Source organism: Sphingopyxis sp. LK2115 (genome assembly GCF_014595975.1).
In the GTDB taxonomy this organism is placed as follows: domain Bacteria; phylum Pseudomonadota; class Alphaproteobacteria; order Sphingomonadales; family Sphingomonadaceae; genus Sphingopyxis.
The window spans coordinates 279369-300130 of the sequence record NZ_JABWGQ010000060.1 but is presented as its reverse complement, the minus strand read 5'-3'; the positions used below and the strand labels follow the sequence as shown (position 1 = coordinate 300130).

The 20762-nt window shown below is 65.1% G+C and carries 23 protein-coding genes; 18 read left to right on the top strand and 5 right to left on the bottom strand.

Annotated elements, in window-relative coordinates:
* The first annotated feature begins 320 nt into the window (after positions 1 to 320).
* The 5 genes from HUW43_RS15565 (at position 321) to HUW43_RS15545 (ending at position 4921) form a co-directional block, all read left to right on the top strand.
* The gene (locus HUW43_RS15565; RefSeq protein WP_168196079.1) at positions 321 to 482 is read left to right on the top strand and encodes a hypothetical protein; all 162 of its coding nucleotides are present in this window, start codon (positions 321 to 323) and stop codon (positions 480 to 482) included.
* Between the two features lie 346 nt (positions 483 to 828).
* Positions 829 to 2793 (top strand): relaxase/mobilization nuclease RlxS, encoded by a 1965-nt coding sequence (gene rlxS / locus HUW43_RS15560; protein ID WP_188238233.1) that lies wholly within the window; start codon positions 829 to 831, stop codon positions 2791 to 2793.
* A 51-nt stretch (positions 2794 to 2844) separates the two neighbouring features.
* On the top strand, positions 2845 to 3045 hold the full coding sequence (locus tag HUW43_RS15555) for a hypothetical protein (protein ID WP_017499946.1): 201 nt from the start codon (positions 2845 to 2847) through the stop codon (positions 3043 to 3045).
* Entirely contained in the window at positions 3042 to 4220 is a 1179-nt protein-coding gene (locus HUW43_RS15550) for a nucleoside triphosphate pyrophosphohydrolase family protein (protein WP_017499945.1), read from the top strand. Before HUW43_RS15555 ends, HUW43_RS15550 begins: the two co-directional genes overlap by 4 nt.
* Positions 4217 to 4921, top strand: a complete 705-nt coding sequence (locus HUW43_RS15545) for a uracil-DNA glycosylase (RefSeq protein WP_017499944.1) — start codon at positions 4217 to 4219, stop codon at positions 4919 to 4921. Before HUW43_RS15550 ends, HUW43_RS15545 begins: the two co-directional genes overlap by 4 nt.
* Here the strand turns inward: HUW43_RS15545 and HUW43_RS15540 are convergent.
* The 5 genes from HUW43_RS15540 to HUW43_RS15520 form a co-directional block, all read right to left on the bottom strand.
* On the bottom strand, positions 4888 to 5517 hold the full coding sequence (locus HUW43_RS15540; protein ID WP_293648087.1) for a hypothetical protein: 630 nt from the start codon (positions 5515 to 5517) through the stop codon (positions 4888 to 4890). The genes HUW43_RS15545 and HUW43_RS15540 overlap by 34 nt on opposite strands.
* A gap of 121 nt (positions 5518 to 5638) precedes the next feature.
* Positions 5639 to 6319 carry a C1 family peptidase gene (locus HUW43_RS15535; protein ID WP_188238232.1) on the bottom strand — a complete coding sequence of 227 codons (681 nt, stop codon included), beginning with the start codon at positions 6317 to 6319 and terminating at the stop codon, positions 5639 to 5641.
* A gap of 6 nt (positions 6320 to 6325) precedes the next feature.
* Positions 6326 to 7336, bottom strand: coding sequence for an ImmA/IrrE family metallo-endopeptidase (locus HUW43_RS15530; protein ID WP_017499941.1), 1011 nt, complete (start codon positions 7334 to 7336; stop codon positions 6326 to 6328).
* Between the two features lie 3 nt (positions 7337 to 7339).
* Positions 7340 to 7714, bottom strand: coding sequence for a helix-turn-helix domain-containing protein (locus HUW43_RS15525; protein WP_017499940.1), 375 nt, complete (start codon positions 7712 to 7714; stop codon positions 7340 to 7342).
* Positions 7711 to 8049 (bottom strand): hypothetical protein, encoded by a 339-nt coding sequence (locus HUW43_RS15520; protein WP_017499939.1) that lies wholly within the window; start codon positions 8047 to 8049, stop codon positions 7711 to 7713. The genes HUW43_RS15525 and HUW43_RS15520 overlap by 4 nt, the downstream gene beginning before the upstream one ends.
* Positions 8050 to 8391: 342 nt before the next feature.
* On the opposite strand from HUW43_RS15520, the gene HUW43_RS15515 reads away from it, so the two are divergent.
* From HUW43_RS15515 to HUW43_RS15455, 13 genes are all read left to right on the top strand, one after another.
* Positions 8392 to 10419, top strand: coding sequence for a conjugal transfer protein TraG (locus HUW43_RS15515; RefSeq protein WP_038292469.1), 2028 nt, complete (start codon positions 8392 to 8394; stop codon positions 10417 to 10419).
* A 2-nt stretch (positions 10420 to 10421) separates the two neighbouring features.
* Positions 10422 to 10847 carry a hypothetical protein gene (locus HUW43_RS15510; protein WP_017499937.1) on the top strand — a complete coding sequence of 142 codons (426 nt, stop codon included), beginning with the start codon at positions 10422 to 10424 and terminating at the stop codon, positions 10845 to 10847.
* On the top strand, positions 10844 to 11866 hold the full coding sequence (gene trbB, locus HUW43_RS15505) for a P-type conjugative transfer ATPase TrbB (RefSeq protein ID WP_017499936.1): 1023 nt from the start codon (positions 10844 to 10846) through the stop codon (positions 11864 to 11866). Before HUW43_RS15510 ends, trbB begins: the two co-directional genes overlap by 4 nt.
* Entirely contained in the window at positions 11863 to 12216 is a 354-nt protein-coding gene (locus tag HUW43_RS15500) for a TrbC/VirB2 family protein (protein ID WP_017499935.1), read from the top strand. Before trbB ends, HUW43_RS15500 begins: the two co-directional genes overlap by 4 nt.
* Positions 12217 to 12266: 50 nt before the next feature.
* Positions 12267 to 12497, top strand: a complete 231-nt coding sequence (locus HUW43_RS15495) for a VirB3 family type IV secretion system protein (protein WP_051035683.1) — start codon at positions 12267 to 12269, stop codon at positions 12495 to 12497.
* Positions 12491 to 14959: a conjugal transfer protein TrbE gene (gene trbE / locus HUW43_RS15490; protein ID WP_188238231.1), complete on the top strand. Its 2469-nt coding sequence runs from the start codon at positions 12491 to 12493 to the stop codon at positions 14957 to 14959. Before HUW43_RS15495 ends, trbE begins: the two co-directional genes overlap by 7 nt.
* Positions 14960 to 14965: 6 nt before the next feature.
* The gene (gene trbJ, locus HUW43_RS15485; RefSeq protein WP_017499932.1) at positions 14966 to 15718 is read left to right on the top strand and encodes a P-type conjugative transfer protein TrbJ; all 753 of its coding nucleotides are present in this window, start codon (positions 14966 to 14968) and stop codon (positions 15716 to 15718) included.
* A gap of 136 nt (positions 15719 to 15854) precedes the next feature.
* Positions 15855 to 17162, top strand: coding sequence for a P-type conjugative transfer protein TrbL (gene trbL / locus HUW43_RS15480; RefSeq protein ID WP_188238230.1), 1308 nt, complete (start codon positions 15855 to 15857; stop codon positions 17160 to 17162).
* A 3-nt stretch (positions 17163 to 17165) separates the two neighbouring features.
* Positions 17166 to 18008, top strand: a complete 843-nt coding sequence (trbF, locus tag HUW43_RS15475; protein ID WP_188238229.1) for a conjugal transfer protein TrbF — start codon at positions 17166 to 17168, stop codon at positions 18006 to 18008.
* Between the two features lie 41 nt (positions 18009 to 18049).
* Entirely contained in the window at positions 18050 to 18856 is an 807-nt protein-coding gene (gene trbG / locus HUW43_RS15470) for a P-type conjugative transfer protein TrbG (protein ID WP_411157953.1), read from the top strand.
* Complete coding sequence (locus HUW43_RS15465) at positions 18853 to 20091, top strand: TrbI/VirB10 family protein (RefSeq protein ID WP_017499929.1); 1239 nt, start codon at positions 18853 to 18855, stop codon at positions 20089 to 20091. Before trbG ends, HUW43_RS15465 begins: the two co-directional genes overlap by 4 nt.
* Complete coding sequence (locus tag HUW43_RS15460; protein WP_017499928.1) at positions 20084 to 20296, top strand: DUF2274 domain-containing protein; 213 nt, start codon at positions 20084 to 20086, stop codon at positions 20294 to 20296. Before HUW43_RS15465 ends, HUW43_RS15460 begins: the two co-directional genes overlap by 8 nt.
* A 4-nt stretch (positions 20297 to 20300) precedes the next feature.
* Positions 20301 to 20534 (top strand): helix-turn-helix domain-containing protein, encoded by a 234-nt coding sequence (locus HUW43_RS15455; protein ID WP_051035681.1) that lies wholly within the window; start codon positions 20301 to 20303, stop codon positions 20532 to 20534.
* The last annotated feature ends 228 nt before the right edge of the window (positions 20535 to 20762 follow it).

Genomic DNA, 20762 nt, shown 5'->3' with positions numbered 1-20762 from the left:
CCGCGCCGGTCACCCGGCGCGGGGCTTTCCTCATGCCTTGAGGGCTTGGCGTGGGCCTTTTCCTGCACCGGAACGCGCTTGCGGGCCTGCAGAGAGGAAGAAATCCGCTCAGCAAGCACCGAGTATCCGGCGGCGAACGGACCGCCTCAACCATCGACGGTTCCCCCAATTTTCACGCCACCTGCGTTCCGCTTCGCTCCACTCCGGCGACGAGAAAATCGGCTCCCCCGTCGCCCGCTTCGCGGCCGCTGCGCGGTGGTTGACCCCGCCCGCTCCCCGCCGGGCGATGGCTCATCTTTCGCTTGTATCAGGAGGATGAGATGTCGGTTGAACAACAGATCGAGGAGCTTCGCGCGGAGCTTTCATGGTGCGATGACGCGGGAGAACGGCGGCAGATCGAAGCCGAATTAAGGGCCGCTGAGAAGAGGCTGAAGCGGTGCAATCGGGCGCTGCGTCAGGCCGAACAGGCAGGCTGGCAATAAGGCGATGCGCTGTTGAAGGGGCAGGTTCGCGGGAGTGGTGCCGCATGGCGCCGCTCCCCTTTTTTGATCGGGAAGGCGGGAAGGCAAAGCGGGCGTCTGGGGCGGCAGGTGGCAGTCGGGCTCGATGGCAAGATAGAGGCAAAATCTCGGGATTTTGTAAGTGTTTGTCTGCACATCGTTTTTTGAAGGCTTTTGCGAGACTCGCCCTTTGAGTGCGAGACAGGGTTACCAGGAATGGCGGTTTTCTGGGCTTTTCCGATCCCAATCGCGAGACTCCTTGCGCTCTGGCGAGGACGCGCCATTCTTATCGGCGGGGAGCGTCATTCCGGCATGGAAGGACGCCGCTATGCGCGATGATGAGTTCGAACCGCAGCTGGGCCGGATGCGCGGCCGGGGCAAGGAGCAGCGCTACCTGAGCCGCGTCGTGAAAGCGGCAAAGCGGGCCGGCATGAAAACGGGCAGGCGCGGCCGTTTCGACGGCAGCCGGATCGGGCGCGGCGCGAGTGTTGCGCGGGTGCTCAGATCGCGCGACCGATTGGGCGCGTTCCGGTCGCGCCGCGTGATCGTCAAGATACGGCCTGTCGGCCTTGGCGGGAAAGGCATGGGCGGTGCGAAGGCGCACCTTCGCTATATTCAGCGCGACGGCGTGACCCGTGAGGGCGAGGCTGGTGCGCTCTACTCGCCCGACAGCGACGTCGCCGATGGCAAGGCGTTCCTCGAACGGTGTGACGGCGACCGCCGCCAGTTCCGGTTCATCGTGTCGGCCGAGGACGCCGACCAGTATCCCGACTTGAAGCCGTTCGTGCGCCGGCTGATGACGCAGATGGAGCAGGATCTTGGGACAAAGCTCGATTGGGTGGCGGTCGACCATTTCAATACCGGCCATCCGCACACGCATATCGTGGTGCGCGGCGTAAACGATCGGGGTGAGAATCTGCTGATCGCGCGCGAGTATATCTCGCACGGGAGCCGGCAGCGGGCGATCGAGATCGTCAACCTCGACCTGGGGCCGCGCACCGACCTTGAAATCGAAGAGCGGCTTCGCAGCGATACGGGTGCCGAGCGGCTGACCGCGATCGACAGACGGCTGATCCGCGACATGGATACCGCGCGGCTGGTCAGCGCGAGCGATGGCGATCCCTTCCAGCAATCGCTTCGCGTCGGTCGCTTGCAGAAACTCGGGCGCATGGGACTCGCCTCGCATGTCGGCAACGGCACCTGGCGGCTTGAGCCCGACCTTGCGAACACACTGCGCCAGATCGGCGAGCGCGGCGACATCATCCGCATCATGCAGCGCGAGCTGACCGCGCGGAAGCTCGATCGTGCTGCGGTCGATCGCGTCATCTACGACCCGGTCGCGAAGGAGGCGACGCCGATCATCGGCCGCGTCGTGATGCGCGGGCTCGCCGACGAACATGAAGACCGTCATTATCTGCTGGTCGACGGCATCGACGGGCGCACCCATTATGCCGAGATCGGCAAGGGCGAGCTGGTCGACACGATCCCCGAAAATGCCATCGTCCGGATCGCGCCACGCGAGGGCGGCATTCGCGCCGTCGATCGGACGATCGACGAGATCGCGGCGGCGAACGGCGGGCGCTATTCGATCGACGCCCATCTGAAGCACGATCCGACCGCCAGCGAACGCTTCGCCGAAACGCATGTCCGGCGGCTTGAAGCGATGCGAAAAATCTCGGGCGTCGTCGAGCGCGAGCCCGACGGAAGCTGGATCATCGCGCCGGACCATCTCGCCAGGGTCGAGAGGTTCGAAGCCACGCAGTTCCGCGACCACCCCGTTGCCATTGAAACCCTGTCGGCGATCCCGCTCGACAAATTACCGGGAACCGATGCCGCGACCTGGCTCGATCGCGAGCTGGTCGCCGAAGCGCCGGTGCCAGTGCGCGATGCTGGGTTCGGGCACGAGGTTCGTTCAGCGCAGGCGATGCGACGGCAATGGCTGATCACCGAACAGCTTGCAGACGAACAGGATGGGCAGACGGTCTATCGGCGAGGGATGCTCGCCGCGCTCCAGCGGCGAGAATTGCTGCGTGTCGCCCGCCAGCTCTCCGACAAGTTAGGCGTTCCGTTCGCCGAGGCCAGAGAGGGGGAGGCTGTTCAAGGCAGGCTCGTGCGCGCAGTCGAGATGACGAGTGGTCGCCATGCGCTCATCGAACGGTCGCGCGATTTCACGCTGGTGCCGTGGCGCTCTGTTCTCGATCGCCATGTCGGTAAATCGGTCTCGGGCATCATGCGCGACGGCGGGATCAACTGGACACTCGGGCGGCAGCGCAGCGGGCCGAGCGTCTCCTGATCCGGAGGATTCGGGCTTTCTATTTTCATGAAATTATGTTTTCATGGATTCATGAAAAATATCGCAGCGCAAACCGATGTCGGCGACGAGCATCTTCAGGTCCAGATTCCTGCCGTTACGAAACGCGATCTCGGTCAACGGTCGCTCGATTCCCGCGAGCCGATCCGGATGATCGTACTGCGGGCACTTGAAGCCTATGGCGTGAGCGTCCCCGCAGACGCGATATCGGATCGCCGGAAGGGCAGGCGATGAGCGAGGATTTCGAAGCTCTCACTGTTGCGGATTATGCGAAGCAGGCCGCGCGGACTGATCAACGCAGCGGTGGCCGCGCACTGGGCTTCTCGATGCTTGGCCTTTTCGGCGAAGTCGGCAGCCTACTCAGTGAGGCCAAGAAAAAGCAGCGCGACGATGCCTCCTACCTGGGTTACGCTCACGCCGTCGCGGAAGAGCTTGGTGACGTCCTTTGGTATCTGGCGGCGATCGCACGGCGCAGCCGCATGGCGCTCAGCGACATCGCCGCCGCCGCGGCGACAAACGGCGGACAATGGCAGACGGGCGGCAACGAAACGCTCAGTTTCCATGCGCTGCAGCCGCAGCACATTCCGCTTGCCAAGGCACCGATGCCGCAGTTCGAGCATAGCCTGCTCGCGCTGGCAGGCGACGTTGGGCTGCTCATCAACGATTTCCAGGCGGGCGGTCTTGCGAAGGACCGCGAAGCACTCGCGGGCCGGCTGGTCGCGGTCATGCGCCGGTTGATCCAGGCGGCAAACGAATCCGGTGTTACCATCGAGGCTGCCGCCGTGAAGAATCTTCACAAGATCTTCGATCGCTGGCCGCGCGAGCGCATCTATCCGGCGCCGACCGATGCGGCGCTCGACCCAGAAGAGCAATTGCCGCGGCGGATGGCGATCGACGTCTATGAACGCACCGTTCGCGGGCAGACATTCGTGTATCAACGCTCAAGCGGTGTGTATGTCGGCGACCGGCTCACCGACAACGCGCTCGAACCCGACGACTATCGTTTCCACGATGTCTTTCACTACGCTTATGTCGCGGTGCTTGGCTGGTCGCCAGTGCTGCGTGCGCTGCTCCGTCTCAAGCGCAAGAGCGATCCGAAACTCGACGACGCCGAAGACGGTGCTCGGGCGATTCTCATCGAAGAGGGCATAACTTCCTGGATTTTCGGACAAGCGCAGCAACTCCGGTACTTTGAAAACGTGAAGCGCGGTGGCCTTCCGCTGGACATGCTGAAGCATGTCCGCCAGTTCGTCGCCGGCTACGAATCAGAACGCTGTCCGCTGTGGCTTTGGGAGGAAGCGATCCTCCAGGGCTATACGGCTTTCCGCTTCCTTCAGGAGCATCGGCGCGGCCGCGTCCTGATCGACTTCGCCAATCGCCGCCTGCGTATCAAGGAATTGCCGTCATGACCCCGAAATCCTTTGTGTCCACCCTGGCGGCGACCGAACTTCCCTCAGTGTTCAATCCCTGGCGCGATCGCTGCACGGTCCATGACCGCAGCGACGCCGCCGCCCGGCGCCGCGACAATCTCGAAATGCTGCTCACCGCGGCGCTTGATCATCGCGTCGAAACGATCTGGATCGCGCGTGATCTCGGCTATCGCGGGGGGCGGCGTACGGGCGTACCGCTGACCGACGAAATTCACCTCGGACATGCTGGTACGCTGATGGGCGGCATCGCATTCGAACGTGCGACGCAGGGACCCGCCGTGGCGGAGCGCACCGCGGCGATCGTCTGGCGTGTGCTAGAGCGGATCGGTCAGCCTGTCATGCTCTGGAACGTTTTCCCGTTCCATCCCCATGAAGCGGATGATCCGATGTCGAACCGATGCCACACGCGAAGCGAGCGCGAGGCGACCTGGCCGATATTGCAAGCCCTCGTGTCAATGATCCGGCCCCGCCAGATCGTCGCGATCGGGCGCGACGCTCACCTGGCGCTGGACGGTCTCGACATTCCGACCACCGCGGTCCGCCATCCGAGCTACGGCGGGCAGCGCGAGTTCATCGAGGGCATGTTCAGCCTGTACGGTGTCGCGGATGACAACGATGAGCCGCTAGAACTGCCGTTGGGCGCGCCTCACGCCGCAGCACGGAGATGTGCGCTCGCCTGATCGCAGCGCTCAAAGAGTTGCTTAAGATCGCCGCGGTTCCAGTTGGCGGTGTCGACCGTGGCGTTGGTCGAGACGATCGTGAGCGGACCCAGCGCGACCCCGCCTTCCTTGGCGATGAATTCGAGCAGACGGCCGAGGCCGATCAGATTGCCGAGCAGTTTTTCGATATAGTAGTGATTGCGGTAGAGCGCGGTCATGCCGAGGCGACGATCGTCGCCCTTGCCGATCAGCTTGAGACTGGCAAAGCTCAGGCACTGACCGCCGTAGGGCGAGTCATTCACGTCGCGGGCGGGGTCGAAGATCAGCAGTTCGAATTTGTTGAGCGCTCGGACGTTCGGGTTGCGCAGGCGCTCGACGATGCCCCAGATTTGATTGATTGGCTGGCCGTCGGCGCGGGGCAATTCCATCATCCGTTCGAAATAATAGCCCGACCAAGCGCCCGACCTCCGGACCTTCGGCAGCACGTTGTCGCGAAACCGGTCGAAGAATTGCGGCGCGCCGTAGCGCCTGTACAGCGCTGCCGGAAAAATCGTGTTGGCGACCGTCTCGATGGGCTTCTTGCCATGGCCCGAAAGGAAGGCATCGACTTCCGCCACGACGGGATCGGCGAGTGTTGCGCGCGCAGTCGGCTCGGCCACGGAGATGACGACATTCTGCGCCTGGTGTCCGGTGGCGAGGTCGACGAGCCGGACCGCCTCGCGCCAGCCAGCAACGCAGTCAGGCTGCGGCGGTATGGGAAGATACATCGACTTCCTCCGTCAAATTTGCCGTGGCGAAAAGGCGCGGCGCTAGAAAGCGCTCAGTAAGCCAGGCGTGGCCTTCCAAGCCCCAACCTGGTCCCCAGCTGTTGCGGATGAGAATGGCCGGGGTGCCGTCCACGGTTCCATGCCCGACCGCGACGACCGCGTGCCGTTGCGCTGGCTCGGGGAGTTCGTCGTTCGCCGGATCGACGACGCCATCACCGCGCGGCTGGAAGAAAGACCGTGACAGCATCGTCAGCATGAGCACCGGCGTGTCACGATCCAGCGCGGCAAGGATGGATGACAGGTCGGTTCCATCCCTCTGTCCGTTGCGGCCATAGAGCGGGCCAACGGTCGCTGGCGGCGTCCACAGTCGATGATCGGCTGGAACCGCTGCCAGATACGGCCAGCCTTTCTCGTCGGGTTGGCCATCGAGCCGTAGCGCGTCCAGCATTGTGGATAGCAGTGCGCCGCTCGTCGGCGGTCTGCCCGCCCGTTTCTGCGCGGCATGAAAGGCGAATTCACACGACAGCGGTGCCCAGCCGTCGCGAAGCCCGGCGTGGGTGTCGCTCGCGGCGAATGCGAGGCATGTCGGCCGCGCGCCTTGATCGCGCGCAGGCCCGAACAGCGGCCGAAGGTCACGGACGATATCGATCATGGGGCGTCAGGCGGCCTCGAGCAGGTGCCGCCGTTCGGCGCGCGACAGGCCCGTCTGTTCCGGGCCGGTGAGGTCGAAATCGAGCGTCAGGCTGGTGAGGGCCGGCGCAGGCTGCCACGGCCGCCGCTCGTCGAGCGACATGCGGCCGCGCCGCGGCGCATCGGGCGCCGCGGTGACACGGCGGACAACGGGACCACCGATGCCATCGCCGTCGATTGCCTCACGCTCGTCGCGAACGACGGCGAAGCCGCTGGCGATCAGTTGGTCGAGATCCCAGAGATACCCACCGCCGCTATGTTCTTCGAGCTGCAGCACGAAAAGATCATTGCGACTGCCATCGATCCGCGAGCCGGCATCGCGCTCGGTCAGCAGCCAGACGTCGCCGCGATAGTTGTCGGGCCGATAGTCCTTGAGGAGATCGACCTTCAGGCTGCGCGGCTGCGTCCGGAGCAGGTCGGTCATCACCGATGGCGAAATCAGATTGTAGCGAACCAGGGTGCGGCACGTCGCCTCATAGCTGGCGCCGATCCGCAGCGAGAGCTGATAGACGACATTGGGGCGCCGGAAATGATCGATCTGCCATCCTTGTCGCGCGCTGTGCGCGAGCACCAGCCATTTCGGCATCATGAAGGCGATCGCAAAGGCGTCGGCTTCGGTTTCCTCGAAGTTGTTTCCCGGTTCGGGCGACATCGGCATCCGGCGCAGGATGCTCTCATCGTCGAGGCTCGGCTCGTGTCGCATCGAAAAATGCCCGAGTTCGTGCGCGGCCGTGAAGCGCTGGATGCTCATCGGTCGTTCCGTCGTGACGAGAACGCCAGGAGCAGGTGCGCTGAGATAGGCGCCGAGCAGGCCTTTCAGAGGACGAAGCAGCAAGGGTAGACCCACGGCATGGATCGCGCCGAAGACATCGACGCTGCCGCCTTGGGTCTCGATCAGTGCGCGCGTATCGAGTTCGCGATGCAGGCGGCCCGCTGCCATCGTACCAGCGCGAACCGCGCTCGCATAATCCGACGCCATCGATCAGCTCCGTTCGCCGCCAGACCGCGAGCGGAGATATTCGGCAAACCGGCTCAGCTCGGCCCGGTCCTCAGTCGACAAGGCCGCAACGCGTCGCGCCAGATGGGCGACATCGGCGGGAAGGCTCGCGGAGGCCTCGTCTTCGCCGGTAAAATAGGCCACCGACTGGCGGTAAAGACGGGCAAGCCGCGTCAGTTCGATCGCTTCAACGCGGCGCTGGCCATTCTCGATATCGGTAAGCGCGGTCCGGGGAATCTTGAGATAGGCAGCAACTTCTTCCTGCTTGAGGCCGAGATATTTCCGTGCTTCGCGCAGACGGTCGCCCAAGCGCCGCCGCTCCTGCTCGTCGCCTTCCTGGCGGAGTGCGAGATTGGTCATGGCTTCGACCCTTTCTTCTTAACCCAGACGCGTTCGATCTTAGGGAGGAGGTCGTCAATCGCCTTCTCGATCGAATTGTAGCCGCCGGTGCGGACGATGCTGTCGCGAAGCTCGATGTCGAGGACCTGCTCCACCGCGCAAAGCGTGTCGACCACGGACAAGGAGTCGAGTGGCACGGGCGCCTGGATGATCTTCGGGTTTTCCGGAGGCAGGGCAATTCCGCGCACCTGTGCCTCAGCCCTGGCCACTTGCAGCAGTTCGTCGACCAACGCCCTAATGGCGTCGGCTTTGGGAAACGCGGTTGCCGCGGGCTGCGGAGGAGCGATTGTCGCCATGCATGCCTCGCACGATTTCACTACATTAAATGCGATATAATGTCTGATAATCCGACACGCAAGCCCGAATTTGCAGCTCGGATTTTTGCAGGGTGTAGCGGGTCATCGGCGGTGCGGTGTGGTGGTCAGTGCCACCTCGAGGGACAACGACAGGGCAGAATCATCAACTCGGGTCATAGCTCGATCAAAAGAACAGAGCTGGAATATTGAGTCAGTCGCCGACGAGTGATCTCCTTCGGTCACCCACCAGCCCCCAGCGGCTCCGTTCATTTCGGGCGGCCCATAGCCGAGTCTTGAAGCCGCGCCCCGACCGCATCCGGCGGTATGGGCGGGAGCTTCAACGTGACCCCGACCAAATTGCTCATCGGCCAGATCCTTGTCGTGTTCGCAATCGTGATCGCGGGCCTCTGGGCGGCGACCCAATGGGCGGCGGCGATGCTCGCCTACCAGCCCGAACTTGGTCCGGCCTGGTTCATGGCTGGAAGCACGCCGGTCTATCGTCCCTGGGCGCTCTTCCCCTGGTGGTATCACTACGATGCCTATGCGCCGCATGTTTTCGACAAGGCCGGCGCGCTCGCCGGCGCGAGCGGTTTCATCGGCTGCGGCGCGGCGATCGCAGGCTCGCTCTGGCGCGCGCGGCAGTCGCGTCACGTCACCACCTATGGTTCGGCGCGCTGGGCCAGGCCGAACGAGATCGAGCGGGCCGGCCTTTACGGTGATGCCGGCGTATTCCTGGGCCGCTCGCGCGGCCGCTATCTCCGGCATGACGGCCCCGAACATATCATGGCGTTCGCGCCAACCCGTTCGGGCAAGGGCGTCGGGCTGGTCATACCGACACTGCTTGGCTGGACCGGCAGCGCCGTGGTTCACGACATCAAGGGCGAGAACTGGCAGCTCACCGCCGGCTGGCGCGCGCGCTTCTCCCACGTCCTGCTGTTCAATCCGACCGATCCCGCTTCCGCCAAATACAACCCGCTGCTGGAGGTCCGGCGCGGCGAGCATGAGGTCCGCGACGTCCAGAACATCGCCGACATCCTGGTCGATCCCGAAGGCGCGCTCGAACGGCGCAACCACTGGGAGAAAACCTCCCATTCGCTCCTGGTCGGCGCGATCCTCCACGTCCTTTATGCGGAGGAAGAAAAGACGCTCGCACGGGTAGCCACATTCCTGTCGGACCCGCAGCGGCCGTTCACCGCCACGCTCCGGCGGATGATGACCACCAATCATCTCGGCACGAAGGATGCGCCGCAGATCCATCCCGTCGTCGCCTCGGCGGCGCGCGAGGTGCTCAACAAGAGCGAGAACGAGCGCAGCGGCGTCCTCTCCACCGCAATGTCGTTTCTCGGGCTCTATCGCGACCCGACCGTCGCCGCGGTGACATCGCGCTGCGACTGGCGGATCGCCGATCTCGTCGAGGCCGGCCATCCGGTCTCGCTCTACCTTGTCATCCCGCCATCGGACATCAGCCGCACCAAGCCGCTGGTGCGGTTGGTGCTCAACCAGATCGGCCGCCGCCTCACCGAAAAGCTCGATGCCGATCCCGCCAGGGCGGGCAAGCACAAGCTCCTGATGATGCTCGACGAGTTCCCGGCATTGGGGCGGCTCGACTTCTTCGAGACCAGTCTTGCCTTTCTCGCGGGCTATGGAGTGCGCGCCTTCCTGATCGCGCAGTCCTTGAACCAGATCGAGAAGGCTTATGGCGAGCACAACTCGATCCTCGACAACTGCCATGTCCGCGTCGCGTTTGCGACCAACGACGAGCGCACGGCGCGGCGGATTTCGGACGCGCTCGGCATCGCCACCGAACAGCGCGCGATGCGCAACTATGCCGGCCACCGGCTCGCGCCCTGGCTGGCGCACGTCATGGTCAGCCGGCAGGAGACCGCCCGGCCACTCCTGACCACCGGCGAGGTGATGCAGCTCCCGCCCAAGGATGAGCTTGTCCTTGTCTCCGGCATGGCCCCGATCCGCGCGAGGAAGCTGCGCTATTACGAGGACCGCAATTTCCGCGAGCGGATCGCGCCGCCGCCGCAGCCCGCGCCCGGAGACTATCCCGACCGGCCGCAGGCACGCCCCAACGACTGGAGCGGACTGGTCCGCGCGCCCGATACCCGGCTCGGCAAGCCCGATGACGATGCGAAGGCGGATGAGGACGGCGGCTTGCAACAGCAGCGCCACCCCGGCCTCGGCGAAGAACCCGCCAAAAAACCCGAGCCGCCAAAGCAGCTCGACCTGCTCGGCCTGGACAGCGACGACACCGACACGATCGCCGACAAGCACGCGATGGACCGGGCCGGCGCCACCGGCACGCTGATCCGCGCTCACGCGATCAATCAGGGTCGCAGCGCCGACATGCTGCCGGACTTCTGACAATGGCCGCGATCAAACCCAACCGCGTCCGCTACCAGCTCTTCCTGCCCGAAGATCTGAGCCACCGCTTCGAGGCGCTGGCGAGCCAGCCCGGCGCGTCCAAATCGGCGATCCTCACCGACGCGCTCACCGCCTGGCTCAACCGGCAGGCGGCGAGCGAGCTGGAGAACAAGTTCAGCCAGCGGCTCGATCGCATGTCGCTCGCGCTGGGGCGTGTCGAGCGTGACGGGCATGTGCTGCTCGAGAGCCTGGCGCTGTTCATCCGCTATGAACTGATGGTGCAGGCCCCTTTGGCCGAAGCCGACGAAGCGGCGCGTGCGATCGGCCGAGACCGCTTCGAGGCGTTCATTGCCCGCGTCGGCGAAGCGCTCGCCAGCGGCCAGCGCACGCTTGCTGCCTCCGCGAAAGACAATGGAGGTGGGCGATGAGCGACACGCTTTTCGGCTCCGATAATTCCGCAGGGCGTCGGCGCGCGATGCTGCGCACCGCGATGGGGCCGACCATCGCCGCAGCGCTGGCCGATCCGGTGGTCATCGAGATCATGGTGAACCCGGACGGCGTGTTGCGCCTTGATCGACTCGGCGAAGGCCGGATCGATACCGGCACCAAATATGAGCCCGCGCAGGTCGAGCGGATCATCCGCCTGGTTGCCAGCCACGCACGGACAGAGGTTCATGGCAATGCGCCGATCGTGTCAGCCGAGCTGCCACCGCACGGCGAAGGCGCGGGCGAGCGGTTCGAGGGTATCCTGCCGCCGGTCAGCCTCGCGCCGTGCTTCTCGATCCGCAAGCCCGCGGCGCGCATCTACACTTTGCTCGACTATGTGCGGGACGGCATCATGCCCGCCGACACGGCGCGACTGCTGTCGATGGCCGTGGTCGAGCGCAAGAACATCCTGGTCGCGGGTGGCACCAGTTCGGGCAAGACGACGCTTGCCAACGCGCTGCTCGCCGAGATGGCGCACCTCGACGAACGCGTCATCATCATTGAAGACACGCGTGAGTTGCAATGCGCCGCGCCCGACGTGGTGGGGCTGCGCACGCGTACGATTGGCACTGCCGGAGCCGGCGGCGTCACGATGGCTGATCTTGTCCGCTCGACATTGCGGCTCCGCCCCGATCGCATCGTCGTTGGCGAGGTGCGCGGGCGCGAAGCGCTCGACATGCTCAAAGCCTGGAACACCGGGCATCCGGGCGGCATCGCAACCGTCCACGCCAATTCGGCAGTGTCGGCGCTCTACCGGCTCGAGCAGCTCGTGCAGGAAAGCGTCGTCACCGTTCCGCGCCGGCTGATCGCCGACGCCATCGACATGATCGTGTTCATCGCCGGGCGCGGCCTCGCGCGCCGCGTCGACACGATCGCGCGCGTCGCCGGCCTCGATCCCGACGGCGGCTACGCCGTCCTCGACCTTACTCCCGACCACGCCCTCGAACCCCAAGGAGAATGACCATGCGCTTGTCCCGTATTCCTGCCCGTATTCCCGATCGTCGGAGCATCTTCCTCACCGGCGCCGCCATCGGCCTCGGGCTTGCGCTCGCCGCCACCGCGCAGGCCGCCGGCTCGGGCATGCCGTGGGAGGAACCGCTTCAGCAGGTCCTCGAATCGGTCCAGGGTCCTGTCGCCAAGATCGTCGCGGTGATCATCATCATCGTCACCGGTTTGACGCTCGCGTTCGGCGAGACGGCAGGCGGGTTCCGGCGCCTCATCCAGATCATCTTCGGCCTGTCGATCGCGTTTGCGGCGTCGAGCTTCTTCCTCAGCTTCTTCAGCTTCGGCGGCGGGGCGCTCATCTCGTGAACGCGCCAAATTCCTATGGCGCCAGCCATATCGAGGGGTTCGAGGCGCCGATGCACCGCGCGCTTGCCGAGCCGATCCTGCTTGGCGGGGCGCCGCGAGCGATCGCGATCGTCAATGGTACGATCGCGGCCGCGCTCGGACTCGGTCTCCAGCAGTGGATCGCCGGGCTGGCCATGTGGGCGTTCGGGCACACTCTCGCGGTGTTCGCCGCCAAGCGCGATCCCGACTTCGCCCCGGTCCTTGTCCGCCACCTTCGCCAGAAGGGGCATCTGTCATGCTGAATCTGCGCGAATACCGTCAGAAGGCCGACCGGCTCGCCGATCATCTTCCATGGGCGGCGCTTGTCGCGCCCGGCGTGGTGCTCAACAAGGACGGCAGCTTTTTGCGCGTCCTCAGGTTCCGCGGCCCCGATCTAGAATCCGCCACCGAAGCCGAGCTTGTCGCCGCCTGCGCGCGGGCGAACAATGTCCTGAAGCGCTTCGGCTCGGGCTGGGCACTCCATTTCGAGGCCGAGCGGCGCGAAGCGCTGGGTTATCCCGACAGCAGCTTTCCCGATGCGGCGTCGTGGCTGGTCGATGAGGAACGGCGCGCGGCGTTCGAAAGCGCGGGCGCGCATTTCGAGAGCCGCTATTATCTGACGCTCACCCTCCTGCCTCCGCCCGATCAGGCGGACACGGCGGGCCGAGCGCTGATCGAGCGCAGCGACGACGCGAAGGGCCGCGACTGGCGACAAGCGCTTGCCGGCTTCATCGCCGAGACGGATCGTGCGCTTGACCTGTTCAGAGGCTTCATGCCCGAGGTGCGCGCGCTCGGCGACAGCGAAATGCTGACCTTTCTCCACGGTGCGATCTCCGCGCGCCGCCATGTCGTCGCCGTGCCCGAAACGCCCATCTATCTGGACGGGCTGCTCGCCGACACGCCGCTGACCGGCGGGCTCGAACCGATGCTCGGCGACGAGCATCTGCGGACGCTCACCATCCTCGGATTTCCGAACGCGAGCCGTCCCGGCATCCTCGACGGACTCAACCATGAGGATTTTGGCTATCGCTGGGTGACGCGCTTCATTGCGCTCGACAAGACCGACGCAACCAAAGCGCTCACTCGCCTGCGGCGGCAGTGGTTCAACAAGCGAAAGTCGATCACCGCGCTGCTGCGCGAAGTCATCTACAACCAGCCGGTCCAGCTTCTCGACAGCGATGCCGACAACAAGGTGGTCGATGCCGACCTCGCCTTGCAGGCGCTCGGCGGCGATCATGTCGCGTTCGGCTATCTGACGACGACGATCACCGTTGCCGATATCGACCGCGCCCGCGTCGAGGAAAAGGTCCGCGCGGTCGAGCGCATCGTCAACGGGTTCGGCTTCACCTGCATCCGCGAGGGCATGAATGTGGTCGAGGCGTGGCTGTCGAGCCTGCCGGGCCATGTCTATGCGAACGTCCGGCAACCGATCGTCCACACCCTGAATCTCGCGCATCTCATGCCGCTGTCCTCGGTATGGGCAGGACCGGCGCGTAATCCGCACCTCGACGGTCCGCCGCTGCTTTATGCGGAAACCAGCGGCTCGACGCCGTTCCGTCTCAGCACGCATGTCGGCGACGTCGGTCATATGCTGATCGTCGGACCCACCGGGGCCGGAAAGTCGGTGCTGCTCGCAATGCTCGCGCTTCAGTTCCGGCGATATCCAGACTCCCAGGTCTATGTCTTCGACAAGGGATTTTCGGCGCGCGCGGCCGTGCTGGCGATGGGCGGCGCGCATCACGCGCTCGGGCTTGGCGGCGAGAGCGGTCATGCCGATGACGTGGGCGGGCGAACGATCGCCTTCCAGCCGCTGCGCCACATCGATCGCTCCAACGCACGCGCCTGGGCGACCGAATGGATCGGCGCGCTGCTCGCCCATGAGAAAGTACTGCTCACACCCGAGATCAAGGAGGCCGTCTGGTCGGCGCTCACCAATCTCGCGACCGCCCCGATCGAGGAACGCACGCTCACCGGCCTGTCGCTGCTGCTGCAATCGGCACCGCTGCGATCGGCGCTCGCGCCCTATACGCTCGAAGGATCGTTCGGCCGCCTGCTCGACGCCGCCGAAGACGATCTAGCGATCGCCGACGTGCAGTGCTTCGAGACTGAAGCGCTGATGGGGCAGGCGGGCGTCGTTGCGCCCGTGCTGACCTACCTGTTCCATCGTCTCGAGGAGCGCTTCACCGGGCGGCCGACGCTTCTCGTACTGGATGAAGCCTGGGTGTTCCTCGACCACCCGCTGTTCGCCGCGCGCATCCGTGAGTGGCTGAAGGTGCTGCGCAAGAAGAACGTCAGCGTCGTGTTCGCGACACAGAGCCTAGCCGATATCGCCGACAGCACGATCGCGCCGGCCATCATCGAAAGCTGTCCGCAGCGCATCTTGCTGCCCAATGATCGGGCGATCGAGCCGCAGGGCCAGACGGTCTACGCCCGCTTCGGTCTCAACGCGCGCCAGATCGAACTGGTCAGCCGCGCGACGCCCAAGCGGCAATATTATCTGCAATCAGCGCGCGGCAACCGGCTGTTCGAGCTTGGGCTAGGCCCGATCGCGCTGGCGTTGTGCGGCGCGTCCGATCCCGACAGCCAGAAGCGCATAGACGCGGTGCTGGCCGAAAAGGGCCAGGCCGACTTCGCCGCGACCTTTCTCTCCCAAGCCGGCCTCGATTGGGCGGCCGACCTGCTTGGGCGTCACCCTGCCGCCCGCCCCCCAGAAGACAAGGAGTAATTTCCCGTGCCCCGTATCCCTATCCGCAAATATGCATGCCTCTCCGCTCTCGCGCTCGGCGCCGTCGGCTCGCTCGGTATCGGCATCGCGTTGACCTCGACGCCCGTCGCGGCCCAGCTCAGTGTGTTCGATCCATCGAACTATTCGCAAAACCTGCTCACCGCCGCGCGCACGCTTGCCCAGATCAACAACCAGATCCAGAGTCTCCAGAACGAAGCGCAGATGCTGATCAACCAGGGCAAGAACCTGTCCCGGATCGATTTCCCGCAACTTCAGGAGCTTCGCCAGCGCCTCCAGCAGATCGACCAGCTCATGGGCCAGGCGCAGGGCGTCGACTTCCGCATCGATCAGCTCGACGAGCGCTTCCGCCAGCTCTACCCGCAGGAGTTCGATCAGGTGTTCCGCCGCGATCAGCGTGTGGCTCGCGCACGCGATCAACTCGATACCGCGATGTCCGCGTTTCGCCAGACGATGGGGGTCCAGAACCGCATCGTCGACAACGTACGGAGCGACACGCAGGCGCTCGCCGACATCGTCGCGCGCAGCCAGGGCGCGGAAGGCTCGCTTCAGGCGCAGCAGGCCACGAACCAGCTTCTCGCGCTCACCGCCAAGCAGCAGCTCCAGCTTCAGCAAATGATGGCGGCGCAGTTCCGGGCGGAATCGGTCGAGCAGGCGCAGCGGGGCCAGATCGCGCGCGAGGCACGCGAGTCGACGCGCCGCTTCCTCGGCGACGGCAAGGCTTACACGCCACGCCAATGAGCTGAGGCAGGCGAGGACCGCGCCCCCAGCTCCCCCCGGGTCCGAACCTGTCTCGTCGCGGGGGCCGTAGGGCTTGCCCCTCTCATGGCCGCCGGTCCCCGCGACACCTTTCAACTTCAAGCAGGAACCCGCCCATATGGATGACCTGAATGTCATCGATCAGTTCATGGAGGCCTTCGCCTCCTACATCGACAGCGGGTTCGGCCTGTTGGGCGGTGACGTCGGTTTCCTGACCACGATCCTGATCGGCATCGACATCACGCTCGCCGGGCTGTTCTGGGCGCTCGGCGGCGAAGACGACGTCATCGCCAAGTTCCTCAAGAAGATCCTCTATGTCGGCGTCTTCGCCCTGATCCTCAACAGCTTCTCGACACTGTCCGATATCATCTTTCGCAGCTTCGCCGGCCTCGGCCTCACCGCAGGGGGCAGCGCGATTACGGCTGACGATTTATTGCGACCCGGCAAGCTGGCCGGGACCGGCTTCGAGGCAGCATGGCCGCTCCTCGAGCAGGCGAAGGAGTTGGTTGGCCCGATCGCCTTCTTCGACAATTTCATCGAGATCGCCGTGCTGGTGATCGCCTGGGTCGTCGTCATCGCCGCCTTTTTCATCCTCGCGATCCAGCTTTTCATCACAATCCTCGAATTCAAGCTTACTTCGCTCGCCGGCTTCGTGCTCGTGCCCTTTGCGCTGTGGAACCGCACGTCGTTCCTCGCCGAACGGGTGCTCGGGAACGTCGTCAGTTCGGGCATCAAGGTCATGGTGCTCGCGGTCATCGTCGGCATCGGCTCTAACTATTTCGCCGACTTCACCAGTGCGATCACCGGCGACGAGGTGTCGATCGAACAGGCCGTGTCGCTGATGCTCGCGAGCCTCGCGATCTTTGGCCTCTCCATCTTCGGCCCGGGAATCGCATCCGGCCTCGTCGCCGGCGCGCCGCAGCTCGGCGCCGGATCGGTGATCGCCACTACCGTGCTTGCCGGCGGAGGTCTTGCGATGGCAGGCGCTGGCGCCGTCGGCGCGGCACGCGGTCTCGCGGGGGCCGGTCTCGGCGCGATCCGCGCCGGTACATCGATGGGGTCTGCCGCATCCACTGCCTACAAGCTCGGGCAGGAAACCTCGGGCTCGACCAGCGTCGGCGCGGGCCTCGGCGGCGTTGCGACCGCCATGCGCGGCGCGGCTGCCAACCGGATGAGCGGCGGTCTCGGCGTTAGCGCTGCCGCCGATCGTGGGCAGCGCGCCGCATGGGAAGCAGGAAGCACCCGTGCCGGCGGCGCCGCCCCCGCAGCCGCGCCGACAGGCGCAGCTGAAGGAACACCCGCCTGGGCGCAGAAGCTTCATGCCAGCCAGAATGCTCGCCACCGCCGCCAGATGGCGATCCACGCAATCCAGGGCGGCGACCGCGGCGGCGCTGGCGCCACTCCAGACATCAAGGAAAGGGACTGAGCGATGAAATTTCGACGCGCATTGCAGCGCTATGGGCGAACGCCCGAACCCGAGACACCCTACCAACGAGCGGGCCAGCTTTGGGATGAGCGTATCGGCTCGGCTCGCGCACAGGCGAAGAACTGGCGGCTGATGGCCTTCGGCGGCCTGTTCCTGACCACTGGTCTGTCGGGCGCGCTGGTCTGGCAATCGATGCAAAGCCGCGTCGTGCCCTATGTGGTCGAGGTCGATGCGCTCGGGCAAGCACAGGCCGTCGCGCCTGCCGCCAAGGACTATCGGCCGACCGATCCGCAGATCGCATGGTTCCTCGGCCGGTTCATCACCGGCGTTCGAGCGCGCTCGCTCGATCCGGTATTGATGCGTGAAAACTGGCTATCAGCCTATGATTTCGCGACCGAACGTGCGTCACTGTTCCTCGGCGAATATGCCCGCACCTCCAATCCGTTCGCCGATGTCGGGCGCAAGACGGTTTCGGTGCAGGTGACGAGCGTCGTCCGCGCGTCGGATACGAGCTTCCAGGTCAAATGGACCGAGCAGCAATATGAGCGGGGAAGCCTCGCCAGCACGTCACGCTGGACGGCGATGCTCACGGTGAAGATCAAGCCGCCGCGCTTGGCCGATGTGCTCCGAAAAAACCCGCTCGGTCTCTATGTTGACGCGATCGACTGGAGCCGCGAACTGGAAACGCCCCAGGACCGGCCGCCTTCGCCGCAACCATCGGCCGTGCCCGATCCCGCACAATCACTCCCGGTCGCGCCGCCCGCCGACATTCCGCTGGGCTCGCCGCTCGATCCGACCCTTGCTCAACCCGCAGCCGCACCATCCCCCGAAAGGACCGACCAATGATCCGTGCCCTCATCCTGGCGGCGAGCGCGATGGCGCTTGCCATGGGCGTCGCTGCGCAGAGCCGCGAACCCGCGTCACCCACCGCGCGCGTCACTGCCGCCAACCGGGCGGCACTGCGCGAGCCGTCGAGCGCGGGATATATATATGCCGTCCAGGTCTATCCCTGGGCGGAAGGCGTGCTCTACCGGCTCTATGCCGCGCCCGAGCGCATCACCGACATTGCCTTGCAGCCGGGCGAAACGATTGTGTCCGTCGCCGCCGGCGACACCGTGCGCTGGACTGTCGGCGATACCACCAGCGGCATCGGCGAAAGCAAGCGCGTGCACATCCTCGTCAAGCCGTTTTCGGCGGGCCTACGCACAAACCTTGTCATTGCTACCGATCGCCGGACCTACCATCTCCAGCTCGAAAGCACGCCCGCGACCGCGATGGCGGCGATCTCCTGGACCTATCCACATGACGAGCTGATCGCGCTCCGGCGTCAGCGCGATGCAGCCGTGGCGGCGACGCCGATCGCGTCGGGCCTCTCGGTCGAAAGCCTCAACTTCAACTATGCGATCTCGGGCGACAAGCCGGCCTGGCGGCCGCTGCGCGCGTTCGACGATGGGCGGCAGACCTACATCGAGTTCTCGCCTGCGATCGCCGTGGGTGAGGCGCCCCCGCTGTTCGTGATTGGCGAGGATGGCGAGGCCCAGCTCGTCAACTATCGCGTCGCCGGCCGCTATTATGTGGTCGACCGCCTGTTCGGTGTCGCCGAGCTGCGCCTTGGCGGCAAGAAACAGCAGATTGTCCGTATCACCGCCGCCCAGCCGAAGAGCCGGCAGCGCAAGGCCGGGAGGGGCGCGTGACCGATCCAACCGCTTCTTCCGCGCCGATCGCGGCGCCCAAAGCCGACCCCGAAACGCTCGTTCTGCGCGCGGCGCCGGGCCGCGTCACCCGTTTTCGCCGCGGTGCGATCGTCGCCATCGCTGCCGCCGGCTCGACCGCGATCATCGGCGTCGCCTGGCTGGCGCTCAAGCCCGCGACCCTGAGCCTGATCGCACGAAGCGATGAAAAGCTGGTTGGCGCGAAGGCGCCGCCTGATGCGCTCGCGGGCGCGCCGACGAGCTATGGCGACGTGCCGAAGCTCGGGCTACCGCTTCCCGGTGATCTCGGGCGGCCGATCCTCGAGCGCCAGCGGCAGCTTGGCGGGATGGTTCCCCCTGACCCCGCTGCCGATGCGGTGAGCCGGGCCGCGCAGGAAGCCGAAGCCGAGCGCCAGCGCATCGCCGCTGAGCAGAAGGCCGCACGCGAGTCTGGCGTCATGCTGCAATTGGCGGGCGGCGGTCGCGCCGCCGCCCCTGCACCGGTGACTACCGATGCAAGTGTTCCGCCAGCATCGGCCGAGACTGCCAAGCCGCTCCTCGACCCTGACCGAGATCCTAACGCCCAGGGGCGCAAGAACGAATTGGTCGGCCACGCCAATCGCGACGACGACATCAATCCGCACGCGCTGGCGCAGTCCGTATCGCCTTGGACCTTGCAGGCCGGCAGCATCATTGCCGCGAGCCTCATAACCGGGCTCAACTCGGATCTTCCCGGGCTCGTCACCGCGCAGATCACGGAGAACGTCTATGACAGTGTGACCGGGCGCGGTCTGCTCATTCCGCAAGGATCGCGGCTGATCGGCAGCTACGACAGCGTTGTAGCGTTTGGGCAGAGCCGTGCGCTGGTCGTCTGGCAGCGGATTATCCTGCCCGACGGCTCGTCGATTCGTATCGACAATGTGCCGGCGACCGATACGCAGGGCTATGCGGGTCTGTCCGACCGGATCGACCGGCATACTTGGCAACTTCTGAAGGGCGTCGCCCTGTCGACACTGCTGGGCGTCGGCACTGAATTGAGCTTTGGCAGCACCGAAAGCGACCTTGTCCGGGCGATCCGCGAGTCAGCGCAGCAGAGCGGCGCGCGCGCCGGCGATCAGCTCGTCACGCGCAATCTCAATATCCAGCCGACCTTGCGCGTGCGTCCCGGCTGGCCGCTACGGGTGGTCGTGCACAAAGACATCATATTGCCCGGACCCTGGGGAGGCCGTCATGGCTGATTTGAAGCTGCCAAGGCTGCCCGATCGGACGCCGGCTAAGATCACGATCAACGTCATGCCGGATCTCATCGAAGCGCTGAACGACTACGCCGAGGCCTATGAGGCGGCCTACGGCCGACGCGAGTCCGTACCGGACCTCATTCCATTCATGCTTAGCGGCTTCCTGGCGAGCGACCGCTCGTTCAGCCGGGCACGTAAGAAATAGTCCGATGTCGGCCCGGCAGCCTGCAACGAATGGCGACGACGCGCCCCCGATTGGGCCGATAAGCGTTCGCATTCCCGACGCAGTACGGATGACGGGGCTCAGCAAATCCAAGATCTACCAGCTCATCGCTTCCGGCGACATCGAGGCAGCCAAGGTCGGCCGTGCAACCGTGGTGTTTGTCGATAGTCTGCGGTCCTTTCTGCGATCACACTGTAAACAGCCGCGTTCTCGGGCGTAGCAGGGATCGCGCATGTCGGCCTGTCGATATTTCGGCACGGCCTGTCGCGAAGGGGTAAAATTGGGGGTGGATTGAGCGGAATTATCGGCACGACGATCAAGAACGTTGTTATAAATCAGTATCTTATGTTTTTCGTGTGAATCCCTCCTCCGCTACCAACCGTGGACCCTTTGCCCAAATTGCGGTTGAACCTTGTCCCCGAACGTCCGGCCACAGGCATCGTCCGTC

Excerpts from the sequence above, each read along its gene's own strand:
- HUW43_RS15565 (WP_168196079.1), top strand. The coding sequence starts at position 321 with ATGTCGGTTGAACAACAGATCGAGGAGCTTCGCGCGGAGCTTTCATGG.
- rlxS (WP_188238233.1), top strand. The coding sequence starts at position 829 with ATGCGCGATGATGAGTTCGAACCGCAGCTGGGCCGGATGCGCGGCCGG.
- HUW43_RS15555 (WP_017499946.1), top strand. The coding sequence starts at position 2,845 with ATGAAAAATATCGCAGCGCAAACCGATGTCGGCGACGAGCATCTTCAG.
- HUW43_RS15550 (WP_017499945.1), top strand. The coding sequence starts at position 3,042 with ATGAGCGAGGATTTCGAAGCTCTCACTGTTGCGGATTATGCGAAGCAG.
- HUW43_RS15545 (WP_017499944.1), top strand. The coding sequence starts at position 4,217 with ATGACCCCGAAATCCTTTGTGTCCACCCTGGCGGCGACCGAACTTCCC.
- HUW43_RS15535 (WP_188238232.1), bottom strand. The coding sequence starts at position 6,319 with ATGATCGATATCGTCCGTGACCTTCGGCCGCTGTTCGGGCCTGCGCGC.
- HUW43_RS15530 (WP_017499941.1), bottom strand. The coding sequence starts at position 7,336 with ATGGCGTCGGATTATGCGAGCGCGGTTCGCGCTGGTACGATGGCAGCG.
- HUW43_RS15525 (WP_017499940.1), bottom strand. The coding sequence starts at position 7,714 with ATGACCAATCTCGCACTCCGCCAGGAAGGCGACGAGCAGGAGCGGCGG.
- HUW43_RS15520 (WP_017499939.1), bottom strand. The coding sequence starts at position 8,049 with ATGGCGACAATCGCTCCTCCGCAGCCCGCGGCAACCGCGTTTCCCAAA.
- HUW43_RS15510 (WP_017499937.1), top strand. The coding sequence starts at position 10,422 with ATGGCCGCGATCAAACCCAACCGCGTCCGCTACCAGCTCTTCCTGCCC.
- trbB (WP_017499936.1), top strand. The coding sequence starts at position 10,844 with ATGAGCGACACGCTTTTCGGCTCCGATAATTCCGCAGGGCGTCGGCGC.
- HUW43_RS15500 (WP_017499935.1), top strand. The coding sequence starts at position 11,863 with ATGACCATGCGCTTGTCCCGTATTCCTGCCCGTATTCCCGATCGTCGG.
- HUW43_RS15495 (WP_051035683.1), top strand. The coding sequence starts at position 12,267 with ATGCACCGCGCGCTTGCCGAGCCGATCCTGCTTGGCGGGGCGCCGCGA.
- trbE (WP_188238231.1), top strand. The coding sequence starts at position 12,491 with ATGCTGAATCTGCGCGAATACCGTCAGAAGGCCGACCGGCTCGCCGAT.
- trbL (WP_188238230.1), top strand. The coding sequence starts at position 15,855 with ATGGATGACCTGAATGTCATCGATCAGTTCATGGAGGCCTTCGCCTCC.
- trbF (WP_188238229.1), top strand. The coding sequence starts at position 17,166 with ATGAAATTTCGACGCGCATTGCAGCGCTATGGGCGAACGCCCGAACCC.
- trbG (WP_411157953.1), top strand. The coding sequence starts at position 18,050 with ATGGGCGTCGCTGCGCAGAGCCGCGAACCCGCGTCACCCACCGCGCGC.
- HUW43_RS15460 (WP_017499928.1), top strand. The coding sequence starts at position 20,084 with ATGGCTGATTTGAAGCTGCCAAGGCTGCCCGATCGGACGCCGGCTAAG.
- HUW43_RS15455 (WP_051035681.1), top strand. The coding sequence starts at position 20,301 with ATGTCGGCCCGGCAGCCTGCAACGAATGGCGACGACGCGCCCCCGATT.